Here is a 13734-nt window from a genome sequence, read left to right as displayed (position 1 = left end):
CTATAAATGGCTTTGTAGATGGCATATTGGAAGGGGTTGCAGATAGTCCTGAAAAACAAGAGGCCTATGTCAAAATTATTCAACAAAATGCAAGATATCTCAATCGATTAATAGATGATTTACTCCTATATTCAAAATTGGACCTCCATAAACTCAATTTTGTTTGTTCGAGTCTTTCTTTTGGTGATTATGTGGAAGAGCTCTTTAGAGAGCTCGAGTTAGAGCATGAAGAAAATGGGATCAACATGAAACTTACAAGTGATCTGGCTACACAAATCCATCTAGAGATTGATCCTAAGCTCATGACGAGAGCCATCAGAAATATTGTATCAAATGCTATTTCCTACGGTAAAAAGGAAAATGCTAACATTGAGTTCTTATTGAAGTCTAAAACCTCAAAAGTCAATGATGAAACCAAACATTGGATTTGCCTTGATATTAAGGATAATGGTCCAGGTATTGCACCAGAACAACTGGAACGTATTTTTGAACGCTTCTACAGGGGGGACAATGCAAGGACGATGGCGTCAGGTAGTAGTGGTTTAGGACTAGCCATTGCCAAGGAAATTGTAGAAGCGCATGGTGGTCGTATATGGGTGGAGAGTGTACTGGATAAAGGGACGACCATAGGTATTGAATTACCAATTATGACAGACGAAAGGTGGCAATAGTATGACCAAGCCTAAAATATTGATAATTGAAGATGATCCCAATATTGCCAGGCTAGAAGAGGATTATTTAGAGATTGAAGGAATGGACGTAACCTGTGCATCTGATGGTCTAGTTGGCTTGAGCAAGGCGCAAAATCAAGAATGGGACTTGATACTTTTAGATCTGATGCTACCCGGCATAGATGGATTTGAAATATTAAAGAAGTTAAGAGATGAAACGGATATTCCCATGCTCATGGTATCCGCAAGGGATGAGGATATAGATAAAATAAGAGCCCTTGGTCTTGGTGCTGACGATTATGTGACAAAACCCTTTAGTCCTTCTGAACTGGTTGCAAGGGTTAAATCGCATTTAAAAAGGTATCAGCGTATTGCAGGGAAACAAGTTGAAAACGAAGAAATCGTCATTGGCGGCTTGACCATACAAATGCGGTCACACCGTGTATTTGTAGATGATAAGGAAGTTACCCTTACGACCAAAGAATATGAGTTGCTACATTTTTTAGCCGTAAATGCGGATATTATTTTTAGCAGGGACCAGCTCTTTGATCGAATTTGGGACAATGGCAGTTACGGAGATATCGGAACCGTCGCCGTGCACATTCAAAAGATTAGAAAAAAAATAGAAAAGGATCCAGCAAATCCAAGGTATATCGAAACGGTATGGGGCGCGGGCTATAGGATGAATAAGTCTTAGAAATGCTTAATTGAGATAAAAATGGGTATATATAAATAGGACGTTTAAAGATTAATTTGACGTTCGCCTCAGGAGGCGATTTGTATGAAAGTCTCAAATCAAACTCAAGTCTCAAATATCTATAAAGCCAATAGCCAAATCGTTTCAAATAAAAAGACTGATAAAACAAGCGACGATAAGAAGGCCCCTGCAAAAAAAACAAAATCCAATGAGGCTGTTCAAATTACAATCTCAGAAGAAGGTCGAAAATTGGCTTCTAAAAAGTACTCTAATTTGAGAATCATGAAGGTAAACAGTAAAGTATACCATTAACAACCTTTAAAAATGTTAAAACGCCTATTAAGGCGTTTTTTTTTCGTCATATCATATTTAAGTGCTAATTCATCAATGTTAAAGAACTAAATCGGCAGAGATGGACTGTAGCTCAAGCCGCTGTGCCTGTGTAAGCTTGGAATCGCAGATGATTTTAAAACTGCTCTTGTATGGGGAGAGCAGGATCGAACCACTGCGGTTATACTTGGAACTATCCAGTAAAAAGTAAACCTGTCGGCTATTCTTTATTAACATTTGTTTGAAGGTTACTTCATCAAAGTCGTTGCCAAAGATACCGTCACTGTTAAAACCAGAGGACGAAATGAAGGCTTTGTCCACTCTAAGTTCAGAAAGTTTAAGGAGGGCTTCGCTTCCCATGGTACTTGAGATGCTGTTTAATATGGTACCACCAATCATGTAGAGGGTAAGCTCAGGGTTGACTTTCAAGATGCTAGAGATGACATCAATGGCATTGGTTATGATGGTGAGCTCTTTGATTTTTCCCAGGTAAGGAATGATAGCGAGCGAAGTTGTTGAACCATCTATAAAGATCGTGTCCTTTTCTTGAATTTGTGCAAATGCGAGTTTGCCAATGTAGGTTTTGTCCTCTATACGGAGTTCTTTTCTAACCTCAAGTGGTGGGCAGACGTTCAAACTATCTGGCAAAATTGCACCACCAAATGTCCTGATCAGCAAATTTTGTTCCTCAAGACGCGTTAAATCTCGTCTTATGGTATCCACAGAGACCTTTAATTCTTCTGAAAGCTCAGAAACAATGACTCTCTTTTTGACTTGAAGCATTTCTAGAATTTTGTGATGTCGCTCCTGTAAAAACATATTATATTCACACTCCTATTGCATTATTATACCTGTTTATAATTGAAAAATGAATTCAAATATGTTAAAATAGCATAAACGGGCATAAAAAAGCATAGAACTGCATCTGTTTATAGGTTTGGAGGTCAAGAGTATGAACTATAAAAATATCATTTTCGATGTTGATGGCACTTTGATTAATACAACAAGTGCTAATTTATTGAGTTTGCAAGAAGCCCTTATTCTCGATGGTAAGCGGGAGTATACCTTCAATGAACTAATGGCTTATGATGGTCTACCGGGTAAAAATACCCTTGAAATAATTGGTGTCAGCGATATAGAGATGGTTCATAAAAAGTGGCTACAGTTAACTGAACATAGAAAATACATGTTCGAAGTTTATTATGGCATTCATGCGACTTTAAAGACTTTGAAGTCTTCAGGTGCCAACCTCTCAATTGTAACTTCAAGAAACAATATGGAAGTTTTGTCAGACATGACGCTTAATGGCTTAATTTCACTTTTCGACATCATCGTTACCTCTGATTTGACAGAAAAGCATAAACCAAATCCGGATCCCTTGTTATATGCAATTGAGAAAGGACAATACTTGCCAAGTGAAACACTTTATGTTGGTGATTCCGTTTATGACTTCCAAGCAGCCTGTAGTGCCAATATCGCATTTGCCAAAGCACTTTGGGGCTTAAAGACCTTTGAGATCAGACCCCAGGATTATGCTTTAAAACAACCCATGGATTTATTAAAGATATTATAAATTGTAGGCATCTATAAAAGTGTCCCCTTAAAATTAGACTTGGAATGTGCTATACTTTAGCTTGTGGCCATTAGAAAATTCGTACATAAGTAAGGAGGCAGTATGTTCAATAAATCAAGTTACAAGATAATGATATTAATGGTATTTACCCTTTTGGTTTTAACAGCGTGTGGGCCAAAGGTAGAGGTTGCTGAATTTGATCCATTGACAGTGGATTATACCAAGGTGCCAATGGCAATTATTGAACTTGAGACAGGCGAAATAATAAAAGTGAGCTTGTTTCCTGACATAGCACCAAATACAGTCAACAATTTTATTGAGCTTAGTCAATCTAGCTTTTATGATGGCTTGATCTTTCATCGTGTGATTCCTGATTTCATGATTCAAGGCGGTGACCCTGAAGGTACTGGTATGGGTGGGCCTGGCTATAGCATAAAGGGAGAGTTCGCCACCAATGGTTTTGAAAACCCACTTAAGCACACTAGAGGGGTAATTTCAATGGCGCGTGCAAGAGATAAGGACACAGCAGGATCACAGTTCTTCATCGTACAGAAGGATTATCCATCACTAGACGATCAATATGCAAGTTTTGGCTATGTTGTCGAGGGAATAGATGTGGTTGATCAAATATCTGCAGTGGAGAGAGATAAAAACGATATGCCAATTAATCCTGTGGTCATAAAACACATTCAGATTGAATTAAACGGTTATGAACCTTCAGAAGTTCAAAAATTAAACGTCCAATAAAATAGTTTGAATGATATGAGCAATATGCTCTTAGGCATATAAAAAGTGGTGCAAATCAATAATTGATTTGCACCACTTTTTTAATTCGATGGTTCATAATTTTGCCTTGAACATATAAGACCTTTGGCCTTATTTAGTCATTATTTTGGAATTACAATTTCTTTGCCTTCTTTTCGCCACTGAGCAAACTCAGATGTAGCAGTGAAGAGAACATCTGTAGATGAGTTTAATGCAGTTTCACAAGAGTCTTGAATAACCCCAACGACGAAACCAACACCTACAACTTGCATTGCAACGTCATTTGGTATGCCAAAGAGACTGCAAGCAAGTGGGATTAAAAGTAATGAACCACCAGCAACACCTGATGCACCACATGCGCTAACGGCTGAAAGAACACTTAAAATAATGGCAGTACCAAGGTCAACTTGGATTCCTAAAGTGTGCACTGCTGCCAGTGTCAATACGGAAATCGTTATCGCTGCGCCTGCCATGTTGATGGTTGCACCTAATGGAATTGATACTGAGTAAGTGTCTGGATCTAAACCAAGCTTGTCACAGAGCGTCATATTAACCGGAATATTTGCAGCAGAACTACGTGTGAAGAATGCTGTAATACCACTATCCTTAAGACATTTTAATACAAGTGGGTAAGGGTTTTTACGAATATTAGCATAAACAATAATAGGATTTACAATAAGTGCGATAAAGAGCATACTGCCAACGAGCACAAGCAAAAGATGGCCGTAAGTGAATAATGATGCCACACCATTCGTAATGATGGTATCTAATACAAGGCCCATGATACCAAATGGTGCAAAATTGATAACCCATTTAACCACCTGAGATAGTGCTTCAGAGATGTTTGCAATAACAGTTTTTGTTGTTTCAGGAGCACTTTGAAGTGCAAGTCCGAGCATGAGTGCCCATGCGAGTACACCAATATAGTTTGCATTATAGAGTGCTCTAATTGGATTATCAACAAGATTCATCAACAAGCCCTTTAAAACCTCAACAACACCACCTGGAGGTGTAATGCTATCCACACCAGCGCCCAGGATCAATGTCACAGGGAACATGAAGCTTACTACAACTGCCACAAGACCTGCCAAGAATGTCCCTAAAAGGTAAAGGCCAATGATTTTTTGCATATTGGACTTGTGACCCTTTTTATGTTGCGAGATTGCAGACATTACGAGGAAAAATACAAGGACAGGTGCTACTGACTTTAAAGCGCCTACGAATAGAGCTCCTAAAAGTGTTAATGGTTTTGCAAAAGTTGGAACCGTTAATGCGAGTAATATACCTACTGCAAAGCCAATTATGATTCGCTTTACAAGGCTTATACTGTTCCAATTGTTGATCAGATTTTTCATGTTTTGCCTCCGAATTTAATAGATTGTGTCATAGTGATTGTTATGCTTTTCACAGACAGCAGACCTATCATAGCACATATTGTTATATTTACAAAGAGAATTGTTAAGTTTTTTTAATTTTTTGCGTGCTGGGCAAAAAAAAAGAAAACTCAAGGTGGTATTGTCCGTTATTTATGGACAGTGTATACGATGAGTTTATTTTTTGAAGCTACACCTCTAATTTATTCAGTTTTTTATAAAGGGCTGTTCGATGAATACCAAGTTTTTTAGCAGCCTCTGAACGATTGCCATTGGCTTGTTTAATGGTGTCTAGTATGATTTGACTTTCTATTTGTGCCATCACTTCTTTTAGACTACCATTGGGAATTGTCTCAGAATGGACTACACTTGTCTGATAATTTTTAATGGCATCTGGTAGTTGTGTAAGTGAAATTGTATTCCCAGTGGATTGATTAATCGCAGATTCTATTACGTTTCTAAGTTCTCTAATGTTGCCCGGCCAATGATAATTTTCAAGACAATGCATGGCATCTTTGGAAAAAATTTTGGGGCTACTTGGATATTCATTTGCAAATTGTGTCAATATTTGGTTTGCAAACATGTTGATATCACGTTTCCGTTCTCTGAGAGGGGGGAGTTTTAAGTGTACTACGTTTAAACGGTAATAGAGGTCACTTCTAAAATTACCTGCCTCAACAAGCTTTAGTAAGTCTTCGTTACATGCGGTTATAAATCTTATATCTAAAGCAATTCTTTGATTGCCACCAATTCGTTCGAGTTCTCTTTCTTCAACAATTCTCAATAATTTACTTTGCATTTCAAGCGGCATGGAATTGAGTTCATCTAAAAATAGGGTACCACCATTAGCTAGCTCAAACTTGCCGATTTTTCCATGATTTGAAGCACCTGTAAACGCACCAGGTTCATAACCAAATAATTCAGATTCAATTAAACTTGCCGGAATGCTTGCACAGTTTATTTTCACAAAGGGGCCATATTTTCGATAACTTGCTTCGTGAATTGCATGAGCGAAGTACTCTTTTCCAGTACCGCTTTGACCTTCGATGAAAATAGAAGAATTTGTAAGGGCAGCCCGTTTTGCAAGATCAATTGTTAATTGCATTTTTCGGTCTTTTGTCCTTATATGGTCAAAAGTATATTTAGCGACATTAAGTCGTTTGAGCTCCTGCTTGTATTTTTTTACATGTCTTTTCATTTGATCAATGTGCTCTGCCATATGTTGGACTTCAAGTATATCTTTAAAAAGGATAGTGCCCACAGCACCTACAATAAGGCCATCTCTGATAATGGGTATCCTTGAAGTGACAACATTGTGGCCCTTAATGGTCTGAATATCGCCAATTTCAGGTTGTCCAGTTTTAAGAACGATATGTAGACGCGTATTTTCAATAACCTCTGTCACATGTCGCCCTATGACTTCATCCTCTTTGACATCTAAGAGTCGCTCATATTTAAACTTGATAATTCTGCCGTCTTGATCAACAATAATTAGACCCTCGTAGGCCTTCTCAATAAATTCATCAATAATTTCCATTTCCCATTTTAATTGTTCAAAAGTCTTTAACATAAGTCACCATTTAATGTGTTTGTTAGGTAGTTTTATATACAACCAATCAAGATATGCTATTATCATAGCATAATTGGTTATATCAGGCTATAAGATGGCAAAAAAAAACCAACTTAATCGCTGGATTAAGTTGGTTAATGCTTTTGACAAATTTTACATGAACATTAGGCCTAGTGCGATGATCACACCTGCATATAGCAAGTCGACCAGACAAAAGCCCATGATATCACGAGCACCTAAGTTTGCGATACCAAGAGCAGGTAATGCCCAGAATGGCTGGATCATGTTAGTCCATGCATCACCCCAAGCGATTGCCATTGCCGTTTTAGCAGTACTGACGCCAAGTTCAACACTCGCTGGCATCATAATAGGCGCTTGAACGGCCCATTGACCACCACCTGATGGTACGAAGAAGTTAACAACGCCGGCACTTAAAAATGTAAAGAGCGGGTAAGTTGTAGGTGTTGAGATGGCAACAAAGCCCTGTGAAATAACACCTGCAAGTGATGCGCCTGTATCAGGGTTTGCACCAACCATCATGCCCATGATACCTGCATAGAATGGAAATTGTAGGATGATGCCAGCTGAACCCTTTGCAGCAGCAGTTACGGCATCCAAGAATTTTCTTGGCGTCTTATGAAGTACGATTCCTAAGAATAGGAATAAGAAGTTTACAATATTTAAATTGAGTTCAAAGCCTTTAGTAATGAAATAGTAAACAATATAGGTCATGCCCATTAAGCCGATTAGCATAGATAAAACCATGCTGTTTTCCATCTTATCTGCAAAGGTATCCCCGTGTTTAATAGCTTCTTCTCTAACTGCTTCATCTTCAAGTAGCTTTGGATCGATTGTGATGACATCCTCTTTAGCAGGATGCATCGCTCTGTTAACGAGTGGTAAAGTAAATAATATAATAGCGAGAATAATTAAATTGAATGGTGCGAAAATAGTAAGCGATGTGCTGATTGGATCTACAACGGCACCATTTGTTGCTTTTTCAAGTGCTGCACCTGGTGTTGCAAGTTGTAATGGAATTGACCCTGATATACCTGCATGCCAAACTAAGAAGCCTGAGTAAGCAGATGCAATGAGTAAACGGTAATCTACCCCCTTGACAACTTTGGCAAGTTGTCTTGCATAAAGTGCACCAACAACGAGTCCGAATCCCCAGTTAATCCAACAAGCGATTGTAGAGACAAAAGTTACAGCAACGATTGCTTGAAGTGGCGTTTTACATGGTTTTGCAAGTGCATTTAATGCTTTTTTGACAATTGGTGTACTGGCAAGCGTATGACCGGTAACTAAAACTAGCGCCATTTGCATTGAGAACGCCAATAGATTCCAAAATCCGCCAGCCCAATGATTAATCATTGCCATCGGACCCTGAGAGGTTATGCCCATACCGACCACAAATACAATTAGTGTAAGTATAACCGCAAATAAAAATGGATCAGGTAAATAGTTCTGTACCAGCTTAACACAGCCTCGTGTCAATTTCTTAAACATAAGATCCCTCCTAAACAATTGGTGTGCAGTATTTCAAAACAATTGGTCATCCGCACTAAGACTGTGCATTTTTCTCTCTCTCCATCAGCTCAAAATGAGTCGAACGCCAATGCTTGTTTTGATACTACAAATAGTGTGTCATTCCTTGATGCTATGTCCAAAAATTGTTTTTGATGAAGCCCTCTTACAAACCTCAACCATCATCAACACTTTGGGACTTATACCTTTTTTATAAAGCAATATTAATGCCAAAAAAATGATAAAGAGAGGAGAAAGGCTGTAAAAGCTTTAAAAATCAATCTCTTTAGCCAATAAATTTATTTTTATGGAGAAAATAAATAAGGTTTTTTCTGATTGATTGATAATAAAATAACAATAGTGTAGTAAAAAAACGACACTTTTATTAAACAAAATGTCGTTTTTCTTCGATTGTAGCCATTTTGCTACACGATAGCGCATAAACTTGTAATCTTTAGTATACACTAGAGGTTCAAAGTCGTAAGCCATTGCCTAATATCTTCAACCATAGGTGCTGTAACTTCATCTGTTGCCAAATTATCAAGCGCTTTCACAAGCGTAGGGTTACTAAGTCTAACCCCATTAAAAACAGGTTGTAAAAGATCGATGAAGTGGGTAGACATGGCATCTGAATAAACTCTACTTTCTTGTATAACTGCATCTTTCAAAGTGAAATTAAAAGTAACTTCACCCCAATCGAACTTTTCTTCAAAGATGACATCGAACTTAGGTGTCTTACCGATTCGCCATTCCCAAGAGGCATAGTGATGATAGCGGTCAAGTGCAGATTTTGAAGCTGTAGTTTCAGAAATCATATGTGTTTCATCACATTTGCCATACTCAGTCTCAAAAGCGTCGCAGATCGCATCTTTTACCATTGGAATGGTCAATTGGGGATTAAGCGTTTTTAAATTGATGACGCGAGATTTCACGGATTCAACACCTTTAGCATTGAGTTTTTTTAAAGAAACGTTAAGATAACGACTCAGCTTACTCATATCTACATCCACGAGGATGGTTCCGTGATGATAATAATTGTCACGTCCGTAATAAAATGCATTTCCGGAAAATTTTCGACCATCTGCTAGGATATCATTTCTACCAGAAAACTCAGCATGAATGCCAAGTAATTTAACACCCTTGACTATGACGTCAAGTTGCCTGTGCAAGTCTTCATGGGACTTGTGCATGATGAAAGTAAAATTGAGATTGCCAAGGTCATGAAAGACAGCACCGCCGCCCGATAGTCTTCTGGCGAGTTTGCCATTATCAGCTTCAAGTTCTTTTACAAGAACCTCTCGCCACGGATTTTGGTGTTTTCCGATTACCACAGTATTTTGATTTTGCCAAAGATAAAGGATGATTTCGTCCGATTTTACAGAATTGACGAATTCTTCTTCCAGAGCAAGGTTGAACCAAGGGTTGGTGGATTGTGATATATAAATTTTAGTTGTCATTTGTAAGTTGCCTCCTATGTTTGCTTATTCCAGCATAATATTAAGTCGTACCTTATATACCCATTTTACTATCTTAACATAACATCTAATTAGAAAGAAATTTCTTGGGTATAATACAAGTAATCTTAAGGAGGAGTGTGATTACTTGATTAGGTATATCAGAATGATATTCAATTTTTATAAGCCATATAAGCTCTATTCCTCAATCTATTTTATCGGTATCCTTATGGATTTGGCTGTTGAGAGCTTTGTAGCCTTAAGCTTTAAATTTTTAATTGATAATGCAATATCTGTCAAACAAAAAGACGTTATGATTCTCGTAATTTCATTGTTGGTCCTAAGCACTCTTATCGCGAAAATAAGCTTTGTCATAAGGTCGTTTTTATATGCAAAGGTTGCTACTGGTATTATTAAAAATCTTCGAAACGATCTATTTGGGCACCTTCAAAAAATGTCAGTCCAATTTTTTTCAGATACAAAGGTTGGTGAAATTCTATCTCATTTCTCCACTGATATTGCAAGTGTGGAAGCCTTGACATATAGGGCGATCCCCTCAGGTGCATATGCTATTATAGGCATTATCATCAACATTGCCATCATTTTTATATTGGAATGGCGCCTTGCTATGGTTTCTTTGCTAGGGCTTGGCCTTTGTCTTGCCAGTCCCTACTTATTTACAAGAAAAGCAGCCCTGTATAACGATTTAGTCAAAAATCTTCAGGCTGAGCTTTTATCAGATAGTGAAGAGAGCATAAGTGCAGAAAAAGTCATTAAGGCCTTTAATCTGGAAAATCAATTCAACCAGCGGTTCAGAGAAAAAAACCAGTCTTTGCATGAAAAAGCAACACGTGCTTTTTTTATGAATGATCTTATGGAGATTACCCCAAATCTTATTATAGAGTTCATAAATGTGCTCATAATTGCAATTGGGGCATTCATGGCTTTTAATGAAGTTATTTCAGCGGGAACGCTTGTCTCTTTCAACAGCCTTTTTATTGGATTATCAAGTGCTGTTGGTAGCTTGACCTGGGTATTTCCAATGTTTATGGAGTCAAGTGCTTCCATCAGGAGACTTAACCAATTTATGGCAATAGAAGGTGAAAAAGACACTAGTCCTAAAGAACAAGCCAAGCTTGACTTTGTATCTAATATTGAGTTTGAGGCTGTAACGTTTGGATACCTTGAAAATCAAAAGACCTTAAAAAATATAAACATGGTCATTCCTAAAGGAAAATCCGTTGCAATAGTAGGTCCAAGTGGTTCAGGTAAAAGTTCCATATTAAATTTGTTAATGCGTTTTTATGACACGGATGAGGGCCGAATCATGATAGACGCGTGTGAAATAAAAGATATTGACAAAAAACGAGTTCGAAATGCAGTGGGGATGGTGCTTCAAGATAACTTTCTTTTTAATCGTAGCATCAAGGAAAATTTAACATTGGTCAACTCAAAAGTTACAATGGAAGAAATAGAAGAAGCTACAAGGCTTGCAGAAATTCACGATTTTATAATGTCGCAAGAAAAACAGTATGATACCATAGTTGGTGAACGTGGTGGTAAATTGTCAGGAGGACAACGACAGAGACTTGCTCTTGCAAGAGCGCTTTTAACTAATCCTGAAATTCTGATTTTGGATGAGGCTACATCTGCACTTGATCCTAAAAATGAAGCTGCAATTAATACGACGCTCATGAGACTTGCTGAACATAAAACCATTGTGGCAATTACACATCGTCTTGAGAATATCACGGATTATGATTTAATATATGTGCTTGAGGCTGGTCAGATAAAAGAGCAGGGGACACATGATGCGCTCATGGCAATGGATGGCCTTTATGCTCAGCTTTATGGAAAACAGCATGGTTTTATCATAAGTGAAGCCTTTACACATGCAGAAATTGAAGCCAATAGACTTGCTAAAATCAAGCTGTTTAAAAAACTGGATTCGAAAATGCTAAATGAATTAAAGGATATGTTCGTTTCAGAATTTTATGATGTTGGTCAAAACATCATAAAAAGCGGTGAAGTTGGTGATAGCTTTTATGTGATTGCGAGAGGAAAAGTCCAAGTAATCATTACGCTTGAAGATGGGAGTCAAAAAGCCGTTAACGTCTTAGAGGATGGCGATTACTTTGGCGAAATTGCCCTTTTAAAATCGGTTCCAAGAACAGCCACAATCAAGGCCAAGGTCCCTTGCCTCGTTCTCGTTTTAAAAAGAAGTGAGTTTGAACAGGTGATTAACAAAGTGCCAAGTCTTAAAAATGATTTAATGGATGAAATGGATGTAAGATTAAAACAGATAGAGGAAAATCGAAAATAAAGGAGGTAAACATGATTAAATGGGGATTATATGGTGTCGGTACCATTGCAGATAAATTTGCACATGACTTCAGAGCTGTTGAAGAAGGGCATATTATTGCAGCCTATGGCAGACGACCTGAGGCTGTTAGTGTCTTTTGTGAAAAGCATGATATACTAAAGCCATTTACGGACGAAATCGCTTTTTTAAGCGATCCATCAATAGATGTCATCTATGTGGCAACACCGCATATTATGCATGCTGAAGTGGCAATTAAAGCCTTAGAAGCCGGGAAACACGTACTTTGCGAGAAACCTTTTGCCATGAACGCATCACAAACCGACCGTGTGCTAAAGGTCGCAAATGAAAAGAGAAAATATATTATGGAAGCCCTATGGACCCTATTCTTGCCGAGTGTTCAGAATGCAATTGAATGGATTGAGTCAGGGCGTATCGGTAGGGTCATGCTGATAGAGGGAAGTTTTGGATTTCATGGGCCTCAAGAGCCAAAGGGTAGACTTCTGAATCCTGATCTCGGTGGGGGTGCTTTACTGGATGTTGGCATATATCCTATGATGATGGCAAATAGAATTGCAGGTGGAACGCCAACTAAGTTAAACGCTTCGTGCAGGTTTACAGAAACTGGTGTTGATGAAACCACATTGTTTTCAGGTGAGTATGAGAATGGCATTTTATTTCATCTAAAAGCCTCCATTCAATTTGAATTTGAAAATACGCTTACGGTCTATGGGGATAAAGGAAAAATTGTCATTCCTTCATTTTGGATGGCACAAGAAGCCTTTCTCATTTCAAGTGATGGCGAAATTCATGATCATCACCCTGAAAGACAATATTATGGCTATCAATATGAGGCTAGGGCTGTTTGCAAGGATATTATGAATAAAAAAAGTCAAAATGAAATTGTTAGCCAAAAGTTTACAGTGGATTTGACGCAAACACTGGATCGAATTCGCAGTATAATTGGTTTAACATATACGGTTTGTGAATAATCTGGTTTGATTGAAAATCAGATAATGTCAGAATGATGAAAGAGGGAAAGTATGTCAGAGAAAATGCCAGTATTGTTTATTGGTCATGGTTCGCCAATGAATGCTATTGAGGAAAATGAATTTACGCTTGAGTGGAGACGAATAGCTAAAGAACTCCCAAAGCCAAAGGCTATTTTATGTATTTCCGCACATTGGTATACGAGAAAAATCAGGTTGTCAGATGCGTTAAATCCAAATCAAATTTATGATATGTATGGTTTTCCTGAAAAGTTGTATCAATTCAAATATCCCGTATTAGGCGCTCCTGAATGGGCCCAGAAGACAAGATTGCTTTTATCACCTGAATCAAATATTGACAATTCATGGGGAATAGACCATGGAACATGGTCAGTGCTGGCGCATTTGTATCCAGAGGCTGACATTCCGGTCTACCAATTGAGCATTGATCATGACTTAAGTGTT

At 38.0% G+C, this 13734-nt stretch carries 13 protein-coding genes; 8 read left to right on the top strand and 5 right to left on the bottom strand.

Going from position 1 to position 13734, the window contains the following annotated elements; genetic code table 11:
• The 3 genes from AC220I_RS10425 to AC220I_RS10415 all read left to right on the top strand — a co-directional run.
• Positions 1–671: sensor histidine kinase (locus AC220I_RS10425; protein WP_486723765.1), on the top strand; the 671-nt coding region annotated here is incomplete at its 5' end.
• A gap of 1 nt (position 672) precedes the next feature.
• The gene (locus AC220I_RS10420) at positions 673–1368 is read left to right on the top strand and encodes a response regulator transcription factor (protein WP_486723764.1); all 696 of its coding nucleotides are present in this window, start codon (positions 673–675) and stop codon (positions 1366–1368) included.
• Positions 1369–1452: 84 nt separating this feature from the next.
• Positions 1453–1680 carry a hypothetical protein gene (locus AC220I_RS10415; protein ID WP_486723763.1) on the top strand — a complete coding sequence of 76 codons (228 nt, stop codon included), beginning with the start codon at positions 1453–1455 and terminating at the stop codon, positions 1678–1680.
• 78 nt (positions 1681–1758) lie between these two features.
• On the opposite strand, the gene AC220I_RS10410 is transcribed toward AC220I_RS10415, so the two are convergent.
• Positions 1759–2517 carry a DeoR/GlpR family DNA-binding transcription regulator gene (locus tag AC220I_RS10410; RefSeq protein WP_486723762.1) on the bottom strand — a complete coding sequence of 253 codons (759 nt, stop codon included), beginning with the start codon at positions 2515–2517 and terminating at the stop codon, positions 1759–1761.
• A gap of 133 nt (positions 2518–2650) precedes the next feature.
• Between AC220I_RS10410 and AC220I_RS10405 the strand changes: the two genes are divergently transcribed.
• Both AC220I_RS10405 and AC220I_RS10400 read left to right on the top strand, forming a co-directional pair.
• A complete protein-coding gene (locus AC220I_RS10405; RefSeq protein WP_486723761.1) occupies positions 2651–3271 on the top strand; it encodes an HAD family hydrolase in 621 nt (206 codons plus the stop codon).
• Positions 3272–3502: 231 nt separating this feature from the next.
• Positions 3503–4018 carry a peptidylprolyl isomerase gene (locus tag AC220I_RS10400; RefSeq protein WP_486723766.1) on the top strand — a complete coding sequence of 172 codons (516 nt, stop codon included), beginning with the start codon at positions 3503–3505 and terminating at the stop codon, positions 4016–4018.
• 140 nt (positions 4019–4158) lie between these two features.
• Here the strand turns inward: AC220I_RS10400 and sstT are convergent, their stop codons facing one another.
• The 4 genes from sstT to lplA form a co-directional block, all read right to left on the bottom strand.
• Positions 4159–5391, bottom strand: coding sequence for a serine/threonine transporter SstT (sstT, locus tag AC220I_RS10395; protein WP_486723760.1), 1233 nt, complete (start codon positions 5389–5391; stop codon positions 4159–4161).
• A gap of 208 nt (positions 5392–5599) precedes the next feature.
• Entirely contained in the window at positions 5600–6979 is a 1380-nt protein-coding gene (locus AC220I_RS10390; RefSeq protein WP_486723759.1) for a sigma-54 interaction domain-containing protein, read from the bottom strand.
• A gap of 153 nt (positions 6980–7132) precedes the next feature.
• On the bottom strand, positions 7133–8488 hold the full coding sequence (locus AC220I_RS10385) for a short-chain fatty acid transporter (RefSeq protein ID WP_486723758.1): 1356 nt from the start codon (positions 8486–8488) through the stop codon (positions 7133–7135).
• A gap of 482 nt (positions 8489–8970) precedes the next feature.
• Positions 8971–9963, bottom strand: a complete 993-nt coding sequence (lplA, locus tag AC220I_RS10380) for a lipoate--protein ligase (RefSeq protein ID WP_486723757.1) — start codon at positions 9961–9963, stop codon at positions 8971–8973.
• A 163-nt stretch (positions 9964–10126) separates the two neighbouring features.
• Here lplA and AC220I_RS10375 point away from each other — a divergent pair, with 163 nt between their 5' ends.
• The 3 genes from AC220I_RS10375 to AC220I_RS10365 form a co-directional block, all read left to right on the top strand.
• Positions 10127–12283 (top strand): ABC transporter transmembrane domain-containing protein, encoded by a 2157-nt coding sequence (locus AC220I_RS10375; RefSeq protein WP_486723756.1) that lies wholly within the window; start codon positions 10127–10129, stop codon positions 12281–12283.
• Between the two features lie 11 nt (positions 12284–12294).
• Positions 12295–13272 (top strand): Gfo/Idh/MocA family protein, encoded by a 978-nt coding sequence (locus tag AC220I_RS10370; protein WP_486723755.1) that lies wholly within the window; start codon positions 12295–12297, stop codon positions 13270–13272.
• A 51-nt stretch (positions 13273–13323) separates the two neighbouring features.
• Positions 13324–13734, top strand: a 411-nt coding sequence (locus AC220I_RS10365; protein ID WP_486723754.1) for a dioxygenase family protein, incomplete at its 3' end; no start/stop codon positions are given.

Source organism: Fusibacter sp. (genome assembly GCF_057447755.1).
Note: the sequence above shows the minus strand (reverse complement) of the source record. Positions and strands in the feature narration are given on the sequence as shown.

Bases quoted from the DNA above. Each gene is read 5' to 3' on its own strand.
- AC220I_RS10420 (WP_486723764.1), top strand. From the start codon at position 673: ATGACCAAGCCTAAAATATTGATAATTGAAGATGATCCCAATATTGCC.
- AC220I_RS10415 (WP_486723763.1), top strand. From the start codon at position 1,453: ATGAAAGTCTCAAATCAAACTCAAGTCTCAAATATCTATAAAGCCAAT.
- AC220I_RS10410 (WP_486723762.1), bottom strand. From the start codon at position 2,517: ATGTTTTTACAGGAGCGACATCACAAAATTCTAGAAATGCTTCAAGTC.
- AC220I_RS10405 (WP_486723761.1), top strand. From the start codon at position 2,651: ATGAACTATAAAAATATCATTTTCGATGTTGATGGCACTTTGATTAAT.
- AC220I_RS10400 (WP_486723766.1), top strand. From the start codon at position 3,503: ATGGCAATTATTGAACTTGAGACAGGCGAAATAATAAAAGTGAGCTTG.
- sstT (WP_486723760.1), bottom strand. From the start codon at position 5,391: ATGAAAAATCTGATCAACAATTGGAACAGTATAAGCCTTGTAAAGCGA.
- AC220I_RS10390 (WP_486723759.1), bottom strand. From the start codon at position 6,979: ATGTTAAAGACTTTTGAACAATTAAAATGGGAAATGGAAATTATTGAT.
- AC220I_RS10385 (WP_486723758.1), bottom strand. From the start codon at position 8,488: ATGTTTAAGAAATTGACACGAGGCTGTGTTAAGCTGGTACAGAACTAT.
- lplA (WP_486723757.1), bottom strand. From the start codon at position 9,963: ATGACAACTAAAATTTATATATCACAATCCACCAACCCTTGGTTCAAC.
- AC220I_RS10375 (WP_486723756.1), top strand. From the start codon at position 10,127: ATGATATTCAATTTTTATAAGCCATATAAGCTCTATTCCTCAATCTAT.
- AC220I_RS10370 (WP_486723755.1), top strand. From the start codon at position 12,295: ATGATTAAATGGGGATTATATGGTGTCGGTACCATTGCAGATAAATTT.